Source organism: Jiella pacifica (genome assembly GCF_010500815.1).
Classification (GTDB): Bacteria; Pseudomonadota; Alphaproteobacteria; order Rhizobiales; family Rhizobiaceae; genus Jiella; species Jiella pacifica.
In genome coordinates, this window is the sequence record NZ_JAAAMG010000002.1 from 379,498 (window position 1) to 395,732 (window position 16,235).

The 16,235-nt window shown below is 66.9% G+C and carries 15 protein-coding genes; 4 read left to right on the plus strand and 11 right to left on the minus strand.

Translation table 11 applies throughout. The features are described 5' to 3' along the window. The first annotated feature begins 371 nt into the window (after window positions 1-371). Window positions 372-1,664, plus strand: a complete 1,293-nt coding sequence (locus GTK09_RS04460) for a ribulose-bisphosphate carboxylase large subunit family protein (RefSeq protein ID WP_163461278.1) — start codon at window positions 372-374, stop codon at window positions 1,662-1,664. 37 nt (window positions 1,665-1,701) lie between these two features. On the opposite strand, the gene GTK09_RS04465 is transcribed toward GTK09_RS04460, so the two are convergent. The 4 genes from GTK09_RS04465 to GTK09_RS04480 all read right to left on the minus strand — a co-directional run bounded on the left by GTK09_RS04465 (window position 1,702) and on the right by GTK09_RS04480 (window position 5,797). Further along, the gene (locus GTK09_RS04465; RefSeq protein ID WP_163461279.1) at window positions 1,702-2,583 is read right to left on the minus strand and encodes an NAD(P)-dependent oxidoreductase; all 882 of its coding nucleotides are present in this window, start codon (window positions 2,581-2,583) and stop codon (window positions 1,702-1,704) included. Between the two features lie 236 nt (window positions 2,584-2,819). After that, window positions 2,820-4,094, minus strand: coding sequence for a TRAP transporter large permease (locus GTK09_RS04470; protein ID WP_163461280.1), 1,275 nt, complete (start codon window positions 4,092-4,094; stop codon window positions 2,820-2,822). Further along, a complete protein-coding gene (locus tag GTK09_RS04475; protein WP_163461281.1) occupies window positions 4,091-4,603 on the minus strand; it encodes a TRAP transporter small permease in 513 nt (170 codons plus the stop codon). Before GTK09_RS04475 ends, GTK09_RS04470 begins: the two co-directional genes overlap by 4 nt. Window positions 4,604-4,819: 216 nt before the next feature. Next, a complete protein-coding gene (locus GTK09_RS04480; protein WP_163461282.1) occupies window positions 4,820-5,797 on the minus strand; it encodes a TRAP transporter substrate-binding protein in 978 nt (325 codons plus the stop codon). A gap of 148 nt (window positions 5,798-5,945) precedes the next feature. On the opposite strand from GTK09_RS04480, the gene GTK09_RS04485 reads away from it, so the two are divergent. Together GTK09_RS04485 and GTK09_RS04490 are read left to right on the plus strand one after the other, a co-directional pair. Then, window positions 5,946-6,665, plus strand: a complete 720-nt coding sequence (locus tag GTK09_RS04485) for a GntR family transcriptional regulator (protein WP_163461283.1) — start codon at window positions 5,946-5,948, stop codon at window positions 6,663-6,665. Window positions 6,666-6,797: 132 nt separating this feature from the next. After that, window positions 6,798-8,258 carry an aldehyde dehydrogenase family protein gene (locus GTK09_RS04490; RefSeq protein ID WP_163461284.1) on the plus strand — a complete coding sequence of 487 codons (1,461 nt, stop codon included), beginning with the start codon at window positions 6,798-6,800 and terminating at the stop codon, window positions 8,256-8,258. A gap of 82 nt (window positions 8,259-8,340) precedes the next feature. Here GTK09_RS04490 and GTK09_RS04495 read toward each other — a convergent pair whose 3' ends face one another. Next, entirely contained in the window at window positions 8,341-9,168 is an 828-nt protein-coding gene (locus GTK09_RS04495; RefSeq protein WP_163461285.1) for a phosphogluconate dehydrogenase C-terminal domain-containing protein, read from the minus strand. A 289-nt stretch (window positions 9,169-9,457) separates the two neighbouring features. On the opposite strand from GTK09_RS04495, the gene GTK09_RS04500 reads away from it, so the two are divergent. Then, window positions 9,458-10,633 carry an HPP family protein gene (locus tag GTK09_RS04500; protein WP_446685265.1) on the plus strand — a complete coding sequence of 392 codons (1,176 nt, stop codon included), beginning with the start codon at window positions 9,458-9,460 and terminating at the stop codon, window positions 10,631-10,633. A 24-nt stretch (window positions 10,634-10,657) separates the two neighbouring features. Here the strand turns inward: GTK09_RS04500 and GTK09_RS04505 are convergent, their stop codons facing one another. The 6 genes from GTK09_RS04505 to GTK09_RS04530 form a co-directional block, all read right to left on the minus strand. Beyond that, complete coding sequence (locus tag GTK09_RS04505; protein WP_163461287.1) at window positions 10,658-11,410, minus strand: transcriptional regulator NanR; 753 nt, start codon at window positions 11,408-11,410, stop codon at window positions 10,658-10,660. A gap of 342 nt (window positions 11,411-11,752) precedes the next feature. Further along, the gene (locus GTK09_RS04510; protein ID WP_163461288.1) at window positions 11,753-12,631 is read right to left on the minus strand and encodes an SMP-30/gluconolactonase/LRE family protein; all 879 of its coding nucleotides are present in this window, start codon (window positions 12,629-12,631) and stop codon (window positions 11,753-11,755) included. A 10-nt stretch (window positions 12,632-12,641) separates the two neighbouring features. Beyond that, complete coding sequence (locus GTK09_RS04515; RefSeq protein ID WP_163461289.1) at window positions 12,642-13,514, minus strand: SMP-30/gluconolactonase/LRE family protein; 873 nt, start codon at window positions 13,512-13,514, stop codon at window positions 12,642-12,644. A gap of 16 nt (window positions 13,515-13,530) precedes the next feature. Then, entirely contained in the window at window positions 13,531-14,463 is a 933-nt protein-coding gene (gene kce, locus GTK09_RS04520) for a 3,5-dioxohexanoate:acetyl-CoA acetone transferase (RefSeq protein WP_163461290.1), read from the minus strand. Between the two features lie 17 nt (window positions 14,464-14,480). Further along, a complete protein-coding gene (locus GTK09_RS04525; RefSeq protein ID WP_163461291.1) occupies window positions 14,481-15,440 on the minus strand; it encodes a 3-hydroxyacyl-CoA dehydrogenase in 960 nt (319 codons plus the stop codon). Then, window positions 15,440-16,234, minus strand: a complete 795-nt coding sequence (locus GTK09_RS04530) for an SDR family oxidoreductase (RefSeq protein WP_163461292.1) — start codon at window positions 16,232-16,234, stop codon at window positions 15,440-15,442. The genes GTK09_RS04525 and GTK09_RS04530 overlap by 1 nt, the downstream gene beginning before the upstream one ends. Window position 16,235 lies beyond the last annotated feature (1 nt).

The following is a 16,235-nucleotide window of genomic DNA, read 5'->3' on the forward strand; positions in this document are numbered from 1 at the left end:
GTCCGACGGATCGTCGAAGGAGCCTGCGGCATGAAAGAGGACACCGAGAAAAGCGTGAGCCGCCTCGGCGTCGCCGTCGTCCAGATCAACGGCACCGTCGCCCCGGTTCCCGGCATCGCCCACCACCCCGCCGGCAGGCGGGTGATCGGCTTCACCGGTGGCCTCCACAGCTACCCGGTCCATGCGCCAGCGCTCATCGGAGCCGCTGCCGTGGAGGTCGCGGCCGAAATGCGCGATCTCCCCGAGCGGCTATCGGCGCAATGGGCACGGCTTCAGGTCGACTGCCCCTTGAGGAGACCCTTGTCGCAAACGGACGTCTGGTATAATGAGATGATGACACGTGATGCCATCGATCGAGCCCCATCGAATCCATGCCTCAGACCGACGTCGTGCCTGGGCCCAGCCATCCCACCGGGGATCGCATCGAGGCCGACTACCTTCTCGAAACGCCCGGCGCAGTCGAGAAGGCGGCGGAGGTCATGGCGGGCGAGCAGTCGAGCGGCACGTTCCTGCCCGTCCCCGGCGAGACGCCGGAACTGAAGGCGCGGGCGGCGGCACGGGTCGAACGGATCGAGGTAATCGACACCATCGGGGAGCCTTCGCTGCCCGAAGCCGCGGAGCCGGCCGAGACGGGCCGTTTCACCAGGGCCCGGGTGACGCTCTCCTGGCCGCTCGACAACATCGGCGCCTCGCTGCCCAACCTTCTCGCCACCATCGCCGGCAATCTCTTCGAACTGAAGCAGGTGTCCGGCCTGCGCCTCCTCGACATCCGCCTGCCGCGGGCCTTCGCGGCCCGATATCGTGGCCCGCAATTCGGCATCGACGGCACCCGGCGCCTCGCCGGGGTCTTCGATCGCCCGCTGATCGGCACGATCGTCAAGCCGAGCATCGGGCTGACGGCTGAGGGAACGGCCGAGATCGTCGACACTCTCGCCGCCGCCGGCATCGATTTCGTCAAGGACGACGAACTCCAGTCGGACGGGCCCGGTTGCCCGTTCGAGGCGCGCGCCCGCGCTGTGATGGCGGTGATCGATCGCCATGCCCAGCGCACCGGCAAGAAGGCGATGTTCGCCTTCAACATCACCGGCGATCTCGACGAAATGCGTCGCCGGCACGACCTCGTGCGCGACCTCGGGGGCACCTGCGTCATGGCCAGCATCAATTCGATCGGTCTCGTCGGCATGATCGAGCTCGCCCGCCATTCGCAGCTGCCGATCCACGCCCATCGCAACGGCTGGGGCTACCTTTCGCGCCACCCGGCGCTCGGCTGGTCCTACGGCGCCTGGCAGAAGATCTGGCGGCTGGCCGGCTGCGACCACATGCATGTCAACGGTCTTCAGAACAAGTTCTCCGAGGACGACGCCAGCGTCATCGAGGCGGCGCGCGCCTGCCTGACGCCGCTTTCCGACGACGCGCCCTGCCTCGCCATGCCGGTATTCTCCTCCGGCCAGACGGCGCGGCAGGCGCCGGAGACCTTCGTCAGGCTGGGATCGAGCGATCTGATTCACGCCGCCGGCGGCGGCATCATGGCACATCCGCACGGCCCGGCCGGCGGCGTCGCCAGCATGCGCGAGGCCTGGGAGGCGGCGATGGCCGGCACGCCGCTCGACGTCCATGCCAAGACCCATCCGGCGCTCGCGGCAGCATTGCAGACATTTCGCTAGGATCGACCCCGACGGGGCGATCGGCAGGCCTCGCGCCCTACCCCTTCTGCCGGAACGCCTTCGCCGCCTCCGGCGCCATCGCCTCGCCGAAGCCGCTTTCGTTAAGCCATCCCAGCGCCGAGAGCACGCCTTCGGCAACGTCCCGGCGGGTTCCGGTCGCCTCGACGAGCTTGCCGTAATAGCCGAGGTCCTTCAGGGCATTGGCATTGGTGAAGCGCATCTGGCTGGTCTCGCCTTCCAGCAGGAAGGGCGCCACCCGCTCCAGCGCCGCGCCGTGGCCGCCGCCCCGCCGCAGACAGTCGACGAGAATCTCCGCGGCAATGCCGTTCTCGGCGGCGCAGGCCGCCGCCTCGCTGATCAGCGTCACCGTACCGAGCGAGACGAAGTTGTGGATCAGCTTCAGCATCTGTCCGGAGCCGACCGGGCCGGCATGGAAGCGGTTTTCCGAAAAGGCCTCGAACAGCGGCGTCAGTTCCGCGACGGTCGCGTCCTCGCCGCCGATCAGAAGGTTCAGCCGCCCCTCCTCCGCCTCCTTCGGCGTTCGCGTCATCGCCGCATCGACGAAGCGGCCGCCGCCCGCCGCCACGCGCCCGGCCGCACGCATGGTCACGGCGGGAATGCCGGTCGAGCAGTCGACGACGATCGTTCCCGGTTGCAGCGCGTCGACGAGGCTGTCCTCGCGAAGGATCAACTCCTCGATCTGCGCGCTGCCGGTGACGACGAGGATGACGACGTCGCTCGCGGCGACGAGATCCGCCACCTTATCGAAGCGCCGTGCGCCGGCCTCGTCGAGATCCGCCGTCGGCTGGTTGCCGGGATGGGCGAGATAGCCGAGCGGCCAGCCGGCCTTCAGGACGTTGCGGGCGATGCCGTGGCCCATCATGCCGACGCCGACGATGCCGATGGTCTGTTTGCTCATGAGGTCTTCCGTCCGTTTTCGAATGTCAGGCGAGAGCCCGCTGGATCGCCTTGCTCATCTCGCTGCACCGGGCCCTGCCGCCGAGGTCGGTGGGAACGTATTCCCCCGCCCCGGCTCCGTCCGGACGCGGCCCGATGCCCTCGCCTTCGACGGTCGCGATCCGTTCGCCTGCTTTGCCGTCTTCGTCATGGCGTCGAGTCTCGTTGCGGGATCGGCCGAAAGGCGAGCGAAAGACCTCAGGTGAAGAGATCGCGCAGGAACAGGGAGATCTGCGGCACGTAGGTGATGAGGAGCAGCGTTCCGAAGACGACCGTCACAGGGATCACCAGCGAGGCAAACATCCGCTGCACCGGGATTTTCGCCACCTGGGCGGCGGCGAAGAGATTGACGCCGAGCGGCGGCGTGATCATGCCGAGCGCCAGGTTGACGATGACGACGATGCCGAAATGCACCGGATCGACGCCGAAGCCGATGGCGATCGGCGTCAGAATCGGGGCGAGCACAAGGATCGCCGCCGAGGTCTCGACGAACATGCCGACGACGAGCAGGAGCACGTTGACGAAGAGCAGGAAGCCGACGGCGCTGTCGAAATTCGCCTCTGCCCATCCGCCGATCAGGTTCGGCAGGCCCGACAGGCTGACCAGGAACGAGAACAGCCCAGCCGTGGCGATGATCAGCATGATCGCGCCGGTCGAGACGGCGGCCGAGCGGAAGATCTGCGGCAGGTCGGCGATCGTCATCTCCCGGTAGACGAACAGGCCGACGACGAGCGCGTAGACCACCGAGACCGCCGCCGCCTCGGTCGGCGTGAAGATGCCGCCATAGATGCCGCCGAGGATGATGACGGGCAGCATCAGCGCCCAGAAGGCGTCGACGAAGCTGGTGAGAACCGGCGCGCTCTCCTCGCCGTCTTGCTTGCCAATGCCCTTCACGCGGCACCAGACCTGGGTCATCAAGATCAGCGCCGTGGCGACGAGGAGGCCGGGACCGATGCCGGCCATGAACAGCTGGGTGATCGAGGTCTCCGTGGCGACGCCGAAGATGATCATCGGCACCGAGGGCGGGATGATGACGCCGAGTTCGGCTGAGCTCGCCTGGATGGTCGCGGCCATCGGCAGCGGATAGCCGTGCCGTGCCATCGCGGGCACGAGGATCGCGCCGATGGCGAAGGTGGTGGCGACCGAGGAGCCGGAGATCGCCGCGAAGATCATGCAGGTGACGACGCAGGTCGAGGCGAGCCCTCCCTGGACGCCGCCGACCAGCGACTTGGCGAAGCCGACCAGCCGGCGCGAGACGCCGCCATGGGTCATCAGATTGCCGGCAAGGATGAAGAAGGGCACGGCAAGCAGCGGGAAGCTGTCGAGCGAGGTGAAGATCTTCTGGGGAACGACGAGCAGCGGCAGCGGCGAGAAGAAGCCCACACCGACGATCGCGGCAAGTCCGATCGCCACCCCGACGGGAACCGACAGGACGAAGAAGAAGATCAGCGCCGAGACGAGCGCGGCGTTCATTCGAACACCTCGTCCCGCGCCGCCGCGTCGTCGCGAACCCCGTCGATGGGCCTGAAGAATTCGAGCAGGACGCCGGGCGAGGCCAGCGCCGCACCGACCGGGATCGCCGCATAGAACCAGGAAATCGGCACGCCGAGCATCGCCACCTGCTGGGTCGAGACGCGGATCGTCATCGCCGTGCCGAACCAGACGAGGACGCCGAGAAAGCAAAGGATCAGCGCCATCACGACGAAGCCGACGACGCGCTGCAGATGGTCCGGCAGGACGGAGCGGACGAATTCGAGCGGGATCATCGCGCTCAGGCGGAAACCGGCCCCCGCGACGAGGAAGACCATCCAGATGACGACGCCACGGGCCAGCACCTCCGACCATGCTGCCGCATCGCCGAGGATGAAGCGCGTGACGACCTGCCAGAAGACCAGCAGCGTCGCCAATGCGAGCAGCAGGGCCGCGAGATTGTGGGTGAGCGAGATCACCCGCTCGGCGACGTTGAGGGCGGTCTTGCGCATCGGCGACACCTTCGGGTGACAGAGACGGCGGGTGACAGGGACTGCGAGTGACGGGCGGCTGAGATCGGGGGCGTCAGCGGGCGGAGACGAGTACGAGCCGCACGGCTCGGCAAGATCGACACGTCAGACGTCGCGGTTACGAACGGGTGGGACCGCTCTTGCCAGAATGCGGGCCCGGCCCCGCCTGTGAAAAGACGGAGCCGGACACGTCGATGCCTACTGCTGCGCGTCGCGGATCCGCTGGATCATCTGCTCGCCATATTCCTTGCCGTAGCGCTCGTAGGTCGGCTCGACGACGGACTGGAAGGCCGCCTTGTCGACGTCCTCGACGACTTCCATCCCATGCTCGCGCATGGTCTTCACGCCATCCGCCTCGGTCTGGTCGACGACCTTGCGGGTCGCTTCGACGGCGGCCTGCGAAGCTTCCCTGATCCAGCCCTTCTCCTCGTCGGACAGCTGGTCCCAGTGGATCTTCGACATGGTGATCACCGCCGGCGAATAGACGTGGCCGGTGAGAGTCACGTATTTCTGCATGTCCCACATGTTGTTGGAGACGATGATCGGGATCGGGTTCTCCTGCCCGTCGATCGTGCCCTGCTGGAGCGAGGTCAGGACCTCCGTCCAGCTCATCGGCGTCGGCGAGGCGCCGAGTTCCTTGAAGGCGTCGATATGGACCTGGTTCTCCATGGTCCGAAGCTTCAGCCCCGCGAGGTCTTCCGGCGTCTTCACCGGATGGACCGAATTGGTGACGTGGCGAAAGCCGTTTTCCGACCAGGCCAGCCCGATCATGCCCTTGTCCTCGAACTTCGACAGCAGCTCCTGGCCGATCTCGCCATCGAGGATTTTTCGGGCGCTGGCGTAATCCTTGAAAAGGAAGGGAAAATCGAGGGCGTAGATCTCCGGCACAAATGAGCCGACTGGGCCGGTCGAGGTCATGGCAAGTTCGATCGTCCCGATCTGCTCGCCCTCCAGCAGCTCCCGCTCGCCGCCGAGCGAGCCGCCGGCCTTGACGTTGACGACGAAGTCTCCGCCCGAAAGCTCCTTCATCTTTTCGGCGAACGCCTTGGCACCTTGGCCATAGTGACCCTCGGGCGGCGTGACGATGGCAAAGTTCATTTCCTTCGCGTCCGCCATCGTCGTGGCGAGTGCGCTCGTCGCCAGCAACAATCCGGCGAGCATCGACCTGCAATTCATGGATTTCTCCTCCCGTTGAAAGGGCCGCCGAATGCGCCGCGCGTCTCCCTCGCGCCGGGCGCTGGCCCGATCGGCCCCAGTGTTTACACCAGATATCCGATACGATATTCGTATGGAAAGGAAAGCCATCGGTCAAGGACGCACTTTTTTGGTCGCGAGGGACGCATCATCCGGCTCGGCCGCGGACTGGCAAAGCGAGGCGAAGGACCAGATCACGCTGCGCCCCTCGCTCGGGGACGAGATCTATCAGCGCCTCGTCGACGACCTGATCTCGCTGCGCATCCCGCCCGGCGAGCGGCTTTCCATCGACGGGCTGGCGCGGCGCTTCGGCGTGTCGCAGACACCCACCAGGGCCGCCCTCATCCGCCTCGAAGCGGAGGGGCTCGTCGTCAAGAAGCAGTATTCCGGCTGGAGCGTCGGGCCGCTCCCGACGCTCGACCAGTTCGAGAAGATCTTCGAGCTGCGCGGCCTGATCGAGCCGGCAAGCGCGGCGCGGGCGGCCCGGCACGCCTCGCCCGCGGCGCTGGAAGATCTCGGCGCGATCGCCGAGGAGATGCAGAAGCTCATCGCCGAGGACATCGCCGATCATCGAGCCAGGCTCGTCGTCCTCGACAGCCGGTTCCACACTGCGATCGCCGCGGCCTGCGGCAACGAGTTGATCGAGGACACGCTCGGCCGCTTGTTCACGCAGATGCACATCTTTCGCCTGCGCTATCACTCCGACGTCGCTCATGCGGTGATCGCGGAGCATCTCGACATCCTCGCAGCGATCGAAGCGCGCGATCCGGCGCGGGCCGAGGCGGCGATGCGCGGCCACATCGAGGCCGGGCGCGAGCGGATCGAGACCCACGTTCGCCAGCACGACTGAGCGGCGCAGCTCCGCTGCAGGCGTCGCGCGACCGGGCGCCGACGATCGATCCGGTGCAAATTTCAAAAGCCGCAGCGGAAGCACGCCTCTCGCATCCCGGCGGCTCGACACTTCAGGGAAGGAAACGACACGATGACGATACAGACGGGCCTCTGGTTCGACCCAGCGAAGCTTCTCATCGGGGGGCATTGGCGCCCGGCAACGGGCGGCGCGTCGATCCCGGTGGAAAACCCCTCGACCGGCGAAGCGATCGCCAGCATCGCCGCCGGCACCGCCGATGATGTCGAGGCGGCCGTCTCGGCCGGGGAAGTCGCTCTCGACGGCGAATGGGGCGCCATGACCGCGACGGAGCGCGGGCGCATCCTGATGCGCCTCTCCCGCCTCGTCGAGGAACGCGCCGAAACGCTCGCCCACCTGGAATCGGCCGATATCGGCAAACCGATCGCCCAGGCGCGCAACGACGCCAAGGCCCTTGCGCGCTATTTCGAGTTCTACGGCGGGGCGGCCGACAAGGTGATGGGCGAGACGATCCCCTATCAGGCCGGCACCACCGTCCTCACCCTGCGCGAGCCGCATGGCGTCACCGCCCACATCATCCCCTGGAACTATCCGATGCAGATCCTCGGCCGCTCGGTCGGGGCGGCGCTGGCCATGGGCAATGCCTGCGTTCTCAAGCCGGCCGAGGACGCATCGCTCAGCGCCCTTGCCGTCGCCGCGCTAGCCGAAGAGGCCGGGCTGCCGGCCGGGGCGCTCAACGTGGTCACCGGCTGGGGCCACGAAGTCGGTGCCGCGCTGTCGGCCCACCCGCGCGTCCATCACGTCTCCTTCACCGGCTCGGTCGGCACCGGCCGGCGCATCCAGACCGCGGCGGCCGAGAACGTCGTGCCGGTGACGCTCGAACTCGGCGGCAAGAGCCCGCACATCGTCTTCGACGACTGCGATCTGGGCGCGGCGCTGCCGACCCTCGTCGGCGCCTGTATCCAGGCCGCCGGCCAGACCTGCTCGGCCGCCTCCCGCGTCCTCGTCCAGCGCGGCATCTATGACGAGGTGAAGAACCGCATGGCCGCGGCCTATCGCGCCCTCGTCGCCGGCCCGGCCTCGGAAAGCTTCGACCTCGGCCCGCTCGTCTCGGCCAAACAGAAGGACATCGTCGCCCGCTACATCGCCAAGGGCCGCGCAGAACTCACCGTCGCCGCCGAAGGACGGATCCACGAAAGCGCCCCGGCTGCGGGGCACTACGTAGCGCCGGTGCTGTTTTCCGACGTTCCGGCGGATCACGCGCTCGCCCAGGAGGAAATCTTCGGGCCGGTGCAGGTGATGATCCCCTTTGCGGACGAAGCCGAGGCGATCCGCATCGCCAACGGCACGGAATACGGTCTCGTCGCGGGGATCTGGACCGAGAATGGCCGCCGGCAGATGCGGCTCGCCCGTAAGCTTCATTGCGGCCAGGTCTTCGTCAACAATTACGGCGCCGGGGGCGGCGTCGAGCTGCCCTTCGGCGGCGTCGGCAAGTCCGGCCACGGGCGCGAGAAGGGCTTCGAAGCGCTTTACGGGTTCTCGAGACTGAAGACCGTGTCGATCAGGCACGGCTGACGGCCGGGTCCGGCGGACGCGATCCGAGGGCGGCGCTTCGGCGCCGCCCTGTTCGTCCCGGTCTTGCCGAGGTCTCGCGCCATCAGGTGATCCGCTTGATGCTCGCCGCGATCTCGTCGGGCTCGAAGACCTTCTTCCAGTCGTCGCGCATCAACATCGGCTTGCCGAATTCAATCGCCTTGTTGCAGGCGTCGGAAAACACCCCGTCGACCTCCTCGAAGATCACCGCGCCGAGGATGTTCATGTGGCCGAGCAGGAAGTCCCGGGCGCATTCTCGTGGCACGCCGGTCTTGATCACCTCTTCCATCGCCTCGCGCATGACGACGAGGAGGGACGCGCAAACCGTCTCCGACAGGCCCGGCTCGAGATAGGCCATCTGCTCGACGGTGACGCGGTGGGTCCGATGAACCGGCGCATAGATCGCCCGGGCGACCTTGTCGCCGATCGCGTAATGCTCGTCCGGCCCTTGCATCAGGGCGTTGACCACCGCCTGCTCCGCCGCGACGCCGCCGAAATGGTCGTTGCGGCCCGCCTCCGTCGTCTCCTTGGTGAAGATCGTCGGATGGCAGGGATGGGTGACGAAATAGGTGATGTCGGCACGCTCCGGCAGATGGCCGGCAAAGGGGGCCGCAGCGTCCAGAATCACCACGATCGTGCCGGGCGCGAGCTTCGGGACGACCATCCCGGCAACCTTGCCGATCGCCGTATCGGGCACCGCCAGCACCACCACCTCGGCGCCGTCGATCGCCGCATCCGGCTCGACGCAGTCGGCGCCGACGGCTTCCTTCAGCCGCGCCTGCCCGGCCGGCATGACCTCGACGTGCCGCACGTCGAAATCGGTCTTGGCCAAGTTCTTCGACAGCCGGACGCCCATCTTCCCACCGGCCCCGAACAGCGCAACACTCGTCATCACAGTCTCTCCGTCGTCGCCCGGAGGGGCGGCATCAACTGGTATGATGAGATAATGATTGGGCGAGGAATGTCAATTCTGTCGGCCCCGGCCGCGGTCCTCATGACGATCTGCAGAACGCGTCCAAGAGGAGCCAGATCAGTTCGAATGAATCTTGGTGGCGTATCCGGAGAGGACGACGGACCCAATGAGGCAGATACAGCCAGCTCGGCCGGCCGCACCACGCTGCCTTTCATTTGCGCAGAATGCTGATAACTGCGGCATCGATTTCGCATGAAGGCAATCTCGAATGGTTCGGCAATTTCTCGTTCGGCTCGTCCCCGAGCTCGGTCATGTCACCGCGCAAGAGCAGTTGCGGGCGAGCGTCGGCGCTCTCGTCGGGATTGCGCTCACCGGCTTCACCACGCTTCTCATCCTCGGCCCCGATACCATCGTGCCCCTGCTGGTCGCGCCCATGGGGGCGTCGGCCGTCCTTCTGTTTGCGGTGCCATCCAGTCCGCTTGCTCAGCCTTGGTCGATCATCGGTGGCAACGTGTCGGCCGCTCTGGTCGGCATCACTTGCCGCATGCTGATCCCGGACCCGCTACTGGCTGCGGCTGTCGCGGTGTGCCTCGCCATCGCACTGATGTTCGTCCTGCGTTGCCTGCATCCTCCCGGTGGCGCCGTCGCCGTGACGGCCGTTCTGGCAGGGCCGAGCGCCGATGCTTTGGGTTTTGCTTTCGCCGTAGTTCCGATCGGCCTCAACTCGGCGCTCCTGCTCGCCGTGGCACTTGCTTTCAATCGGTTGACGGGAAGGCGCTATCCGCACCTCAGGGCATTGGAGAACAAGAACGCCCATGGGACCGCGGACGCATCACCTCATGATCGCGTGGGATTTACGCTGGCCGATCTCGACGCGGTGTTGAAGCGCTATGGCAAGGTCGTCGACATCGATCGGAGCGATCTGATGACCATACTCACGACGGCGGAACAGGAGGCCTATCGGCGGCGCTCCGGCAATCTGACCTGCGGGGATGTCATGTCTCGCGATGTAGTGACGATCTCGCCGACGACGACGATCGGCGAGGCATGGCACATCATCCAGGATCGAGATTTCAGCGTTCTTCCCGTCACGACCGAGGACCGGAAGATCGTCGCGATGTTGTCGCGGGAGAATTTCATGGAAGCCGTCGGAAGAGGTCTCGGCCGCCCGTCTCTGCGCGCCGACAGGCGCTTGGCGAACGGCTTCAACAAGGGGTTCTCGACGCAGATGACGGTCGACAAAATCGTCTCGAAGGATCCACAAAAGGCCTTGGCGAATACCTCTATTGCCGAGCTCGTTCCGTTCCTTGCGAAAGCTCGGCTTCACCATGTCGCCGTCGTAGACGAGACGGACCATCTGATTGGGCTCGTTACCCAGACCGATCTAGTCATGGCGCTGTTCAAAGGAGATGTCGGGAGCATGGCCAGCAGGAATGCCAGCTGATCGAGCTCGCCCACCGACCTGCCCTCACCCGCCCGGTTGCGTCGGCCCGTCGCTGCGCGCGTAGAGGTCGAGCGAGCGGTCGAGGTGGTCGCGCATCGTAGCCACCGCCCCTTCGGCGTCGTGTGCTTCGATGAGATCGACGATGCGCTCGTGTTCGGCAAGGGTGACGTCCTCCTTGCCCGACCAGTGCAGCAGCGCGGTGTGATACTCGAACAGCCAGCGCAGCATCGCCACCGAGACGGCCGCGATGATCGGGTTGCCGACGATTTCGGCGATGCGGGCGTGAAACGCCATGTCGGTCTGGATGAAGGGCACGGCATCGGTGCCGAGCAGCGCGCGCTGGTGGGCGACGAGCTCCCTGAGCGCCGCAACGTCGTCGTCCGTCGCCTTTTCGGCGGCGAGCCAGACGATGCCGAGTTCGAACATCCGGCGGGCCTGCTTCAGGTGCTCGAGATTGGAGGGCACCGAATCGAGCAGCAAGCGGGCAATCTCGTCGGAACGGTCGAGCACGGTGCCGGCGGTGATCTCGTTCACCCGGCTGCGCTCGCCGTGGTTGATGGTGATCAGGCCGGAATTGTGCAGCGACTGCAGCGCCTCACGCACCGCCGGGCGGCCGACGCCGAAGCGCTCCATCAGCGCCCGTTCCGACGGCATCGCGTCACCCGGCTTCAGTTCGCCCGCCCGGATCAGCTCGCGCAGCCGCGCAAGGACCTGATCCGACAGTTTTCGGCGAACGATCTTGTCCCCGTCGGGGCCTGGGGAGAGTTGCGACGCCACGGGCTTTCCTCAGATGCGCTTCAGCCGACCAGAGGATCTTCGGACCAGCCATAGAGCTTCAATCCACGAAGCGGCGCGGCGGTCAAGTTCGCGATGAAACGGCGTCCCGCAAGCGTCAGCCGTGCAGCACCCGCGCCGGAGCTTTGCTCCGGCGGCGGCGGGCCGGCCGCCCGCTCAAAGATCCGCCGGCCGGACCATCTGCCCGTTCGCGGCCGAGCGATAGGCGGCCTCGAGGAGGGCGAGGGTCTTCAGATTCGCTGCCCATCGGCAGATCGGGGCGGGACCACGACGTGAGTTCCCGGTTGCGACGAGCGCGCCCCGACCGCGGCCTGGCCATCTCGCTCACGCGCCGAAGCGCGGCTCCGGCACGCCGCGGATGCCGAGGTCGTGGATGGCAAAGAGGCTGCCGCGCATCACGCCGTCGCCGGGAAAGCGGGGCAGCGGCGGCTTGGCCATCGATGTGACGTAGAGAATGTCGAGGTCGGGGCCGCCGAACATCACGCTGGTGACCTTCTTGACCGGCATTTCGATCACCCGGTCGACCGTGCCGTCCGGCGTGTACCGCACCAGCTTGCCGGCATAGACGAGCGCATTCCAGAGACAGCCCTCGGCGTCGACCGTCGCGCCGTCGGCCGCACCGCCGCCCGCGGTGTCGACCTTGGTGAAGGTGCGCCGGTTGGAGATCGCCCCGGTCTCGACGTCGAAGTCGTAGGCCCAGATCTCGCCGGTCCACGTATCGGCGAAGTAGAAGGTCTTGTCGTCCGGGCTGAAGCACGGTCCGTTCGAGCAGATGATGTCGCTGTCGACCTTGGTGACCGAAAAGTCCGGATCGAGACGATACAGCGCGCCGAAAGGCCCCTCCTCCATCGTGTCCATGGAGCCGGCGAAGAAGCGGCCCTTCCGGTCGACCTTGCCGTCGTTGATGCGGTTGGCGGGCCGGTCCGGCTCGGGATCGTGGATGAGATCGACGTCGCCGGTGTTGAAGTCGAGGGCGTGAAAGCCGCCCTGCAGCGAGACGATTGCGCCCTCACCGTCCTTTCGCAACGCCATCGAGCCGATCTTTTCCGGCACGTCCCAGGCGCGCAGTTCCCGGCCATCCGCGGTCGTGCGGAACACCCGGCCATCGAAACTGTCGATGAAGTAGAGCCGCTCCTGGTCGACGTCCCAGAGCGGGCCCTCGCCCAGCGTCGTCTTCACGTCGAGAAGAACTTCGATGCGCATGCGTTTGCTCCTATCCGAGAAAGCGTGGTTCCGGCAGACCTCGCACGCCGAGGCCGGTGACCGCGAACAGCCCGCCCGCCTCGCGGTGGCGGTGGTAGCTGCCCTGGTACGGCCGGGCCATGGAGGTGACGTAGACGACGTCGAGTTCGGGACCGCCGAAGGTCAGGCTGGTGGTGGACTCGACCGGCAGGTTGACGATCCGGTCGATCACCCCGTTCGGGTCGAAGCGCACGAGCCGCCCCGAATAGACCTCGACGCTCCAGACGAACCCCTCTGCGTCGACCGTCGCGCCGTCCGGCAGGCCGCGCATCCCCTCGAAGCTCGCGAAGACACGCCGCGAGCGGACCGCGCCCGTTCCGGTGTCGTAGTCGTAGGCATAGATGACGCGCCGGCCGGTGTCGGCGAAATAAAGGGTCCCGCCGTCGGGGCTGAAGCAGGGACCATTGGAACAGACGATGCCGCGGTCGAGCTCGTGCACCGACAGGTCGGGATCGAGCCGGAACAGCGCGCCGACCGGATCGCTCTCCTCGAAGTCCATCGACCCGGCGAGAAAGCGGCCCTGGCGGTCGACCTTGCCGTCGTTGAGCCGCGGGCGCAGCTCACCCGGCTGGGTTTGGGCGATCCGCTCGACAGCGCCGGTGTCGAAGTCGAGCGTGAAGAAGCCCGAGCGCAGCGCAACGATCGCGCCACCCTTTTCCCGCAGCGCCAGCGAGCCGATCGGCTCCGGTACGCGCCAACTCTTGCGGTCGCCGCCGCGCGCGTCGCAGGAATAGACCGCCGGCCCATAGGAATCGATCCAGTAGAGCCGCTGTTCGGCGACGTCCCACAGCGGCCCTTCGCCGAGGCTGTCGCGCTGGTCATTGAGGAGTTCGATCCGCAGCATCGGCTTTCCCTCCGTCTCAGAAGCCGACCTGATCGCCGCCCTTCAGCGACAGGATCTGCCGGGCCTCGTCCGGCGTCGCGACGGCAAGGCCGAGCCCCTCGATGATCTTGCGGACCATCGTGACCTGCTCGGCATTCGAGGTCGCGAGCTTGCCCTTGCCCGCCCACAGGCTGTCTTCGAGCCCGACGCGGACGTTGCCGCCGAGCGCGGCGGACTGTGCCGCGATCCGAAGCTGGCTCGCGCCGGCCCCGAGCACCGACCAGCGGAAGTCCGCTCCGAACAGCCGGTCGGCGGTGCGCTTCATGTGCTGGACGTCTTCGGGATGGGTGCCGATACCGCCGAGAAGGCCGAACACCGACTGGACGAAGAACGGTGCCTTGACGAGGCCCCGGTCGGCGAAATGCGCCAGGTTGTAGAGATGGGCGATGTCGTAGCACTCGAATTCGAAGCGCGTGCCGTTGTCGTAGCAGGTCTCGAGAATGTACTCGATGTCCTTGAACGAGTTGCGGAAGACGAGGTCCTTGGTGGCCTCCAGATGCGGCTTCTCCCAGTCGAACTTGAAGCTGTCGTACCTCTGGACGAGGTGAAAGAGGCCGAAGTTGATCGAGCCCATGTTGAGCGAGGCGACCTCCGGCTTGAACTGCGCGGCCGGGCGAACCCGCTCCTCGACCTTCATGTAGGGGCTGCCGCCGGTGGTGATGTTGATCGCCGCATCGGTGCCCTGCTTGATGCGCGGCAGGAAGCGGGCGAAGGCCTTTGGTGTCTGGTCCGGCTTGCCGGTCTCGGGATCGCGGGCGTGCAGGTGCAGGATGGCCGCACCCGCCTCCGCGGCGCCGATCGCCGCCTCGGTGATCTCGTCCGGCGTAATCGGCAGATGCGGCGACATGGTCGGCGTATGGATCGCGCCGGTCACCGCGCAGGTGATGATGACTTTGCCTTGGGTGCTCATGAGAGTCTCGTCCTGTTTCAGCGGCCGACGTCTTCGTCTGCGCGTTTCTTGTGGGCCGAAAGCGCCATCAGGCGCCGGTCCCGCCAGAGCTGGCGCTCGGCCAGCCGCTCCTCGGGTAGTCGGTCGCGCCGCGACTTGAGAACCGTTTCGAGGACCGGTCCTGCCCAGTCGACGCGCTGCTTCATGCCCTCGAACAGGCCGCTATAGAGTCCCTGATAACGAGAGACGTAGTCCGCGACACCGCCGGGAGCGTTGAGGTCGATCGTCTCGAACGGCCCCATGAACGACCAGCGCAGCGCCAGCCCCTCGGCGATGCCGGCATCGACGTCCTCCGGCGAGGCGTAGCCGCCGGCGACCAGCCGGAAGGCCTCCTCCAGGAGCGCCCCCTGCAGCCGGTTCATGATGAAACCGTCGATTTCCCGCGCCATGACGAGCGGCGTCTGCCCGATGGCCCGCAACAACGCCTCGCCGCGCGCCATCACCTCGGCCGCCGTCCAGGGGGCGGGCACGAGCTCGACCGCCGGCACGAGATAAGGCGGATTGATCGGATGGGCGACGAGGCAGCGCGAACGCCCCGTCAACCCCTCGGAGATCGCCGAGGGCAGGAGCGCCGAACTGGAACTTGCAAGGATCGTCTCGGGCGCGGCGATCGCGTCGAGCCTGGCGAAAGTCTCGCGCTTGACCGCGATCACCTCCGGTCCGCATTCCTGCACCCAGGCCGCGCCGTCGAGCGCGTCCTCGATCGCGGCATGACAGCTGAGGCGGGAGAGCGTCTCGGCCGGCGTCGAGCCGTGCAAAAGATCGTTCGCCGCGAGATCGTCCGCCACCGAGCCGACGAAGGCCACCGCCTGCTCGGGCACGGCGGGATCGGGATCAAAGAGACGCACCTTGCAGCCGGCGCGGGCGAAGGTGATCGCCCAGGCACGTCCGATCAGGCCGGAGCCGACGATCGCGACGGTGGTCTCTGACGGGATCATCACAGCGTCTCCATGTTGCCGTCGACGCCGAGCGACTGGCCGGACAGGTTGCGGCCGGCATTCGACAGGAGAAATGCGGTCGTCGTCGCCACGTCCTCCGGCGTCACCATCCGGCGCAGCGAGATCTTCTCCAGATAGCGCGCCTCCATCTCCTCGTAAGGCACGCCCAGCTGCATGGCACGGTCGCGGATGACGCCTTCCATGCGCGGGCCGGAGACGATCCCGGGAAGGATCGCGTTGACGCGGATCCCGGCCGGGCCGAGTTCCTTGGCCAGGCTCTGGGTAAAGCCGATGACGCCGAACTTCGCCGAGGCGTAGGGCGTACGGTAGGCATAGCCGTGGCGGCCGGCGGCCGAGGACATGTTGACGATCGCGCCGCCGCCGGCCGCCTTGAGAAGCGGCACGGCCAGCCGCGTGCACAGGAACTGGCCGGTCAGCCCGATGTCGAGGCAGCGCCGCCAGTCGGCGGGCGAGATGTCCTCGACGCCGCCGGTCGGCCCGGCGATGCCGGCATTGTTGATCAGCGCGTCGAGCCCGCCGAGACCGTCGGTGACAGCCTCGAAAAACCGTTCGACCGCAGCCTCGTCGGAAACGTCCGCCTCGACTGCCAGACAACCCGGCAGCGCGGCCCGGGCCGCATCAAGCGCCGCCGGCGAGATGTCGCAGATCGCCAGGCGGCAGCCCATCGCATGAAGCAGCCTGGCGATGGCGAGGCCGATGCCGGAAGCTCCGGCCGTGACGACGACGCGTTGGCCGGACAGGCCGGCGAGGATGTTTGGATCTTGATCTGCCATG

Coding starts and splice junctions, on each gene's coding strand:
- GTK09_RS04480 (WP_163461282.1), bottom strand. CDS start 5,797: ATGAATTGCAGGTCGATGCTCGCCGGATTGTTGCTGGCGACGAGCGCA.
- GTK09_RS04525 (WP_163461291.1), bottom strand. CDS start 15,440: ATGATCCCGTCAGAGACCACCGTCGCGATCGTCGGCTCCGGCCTGATC.
- GTK09_RS04510 (WP_163461288.1), bottom strand. CDS start 12,631: ATGCGCATCGAAGTTCTTCTCGACGTGAAGACGACGCTGGGCGAGGGC.
- GTK09_RS04465 (WP_163461279.1), bottom strand. CDS start 2,583: ATGAGCAAACAGACCATCGGCATCGTCGGCGTCGGCATGATGGGCCAC.
- GTK09_RS04475 (WP_163461281.1), bottom strand. CDS start 4,603: ATGCGCAAGACCGCCCTCAACGTCGCCGAGCGGGTGATCTCGCTCACC.
- GTK09_RS04470 (WP_163461280.1), bottom strand. CDS start 4,094: ATGAACGCCGCGCTCGTCTCGGCGCTGATCTTCTTCTTCGTCCTGTCG.
- GTK09_RS04495 (WP_163461285.1), bottom strand. CDS start 9,168: ATGACGAGTGTTGCGCTGTTCGGGGCCGGTGGGAAGATGGGCGTCCGG.
- GTK09_RS04500 (WP_446685265.1), top strand. CDS start 9,458: ATGGTTCGGCAATTTCTCGTTCGGCTCGTCCCCGAGCTCGGTCATGTC.
- kce (WP_163461290.1), bottom strand. CDS start 14,463: ATGAGCACCCAAGGCAAAGTCATCATCACCTGCGCGGTGACCGGCGCG.
- GTK09_RS04460 (WP_163461278.1), top strand. CDS start 372: ATGCCTCAGACCGACGTCGTGCCTGGGCCCAGCCATCCCACCGGGGAT.
- GTK09_RS04515 (WP_163461289.1), bottom strand. CDS start 13,514: ATGCTGCGGATCGAACTCCTCAATGACCAGCGCGACAGCCTCGGCGAA.
- GTK09_RS04490 (WP_163461284.1), top strand. CDS start 6,798: ATGACGATACAGACGGGCCTCTGGTTCGACCCAGCGAAGCTTCTCATC.
- GTK09_RS04530 (WP_163461292.1), bottom strand. CDS start 16,234: ATGGCAGATCAAGATCCAAACATCCTCGCCGGCCTGTCCGGCCAACGC.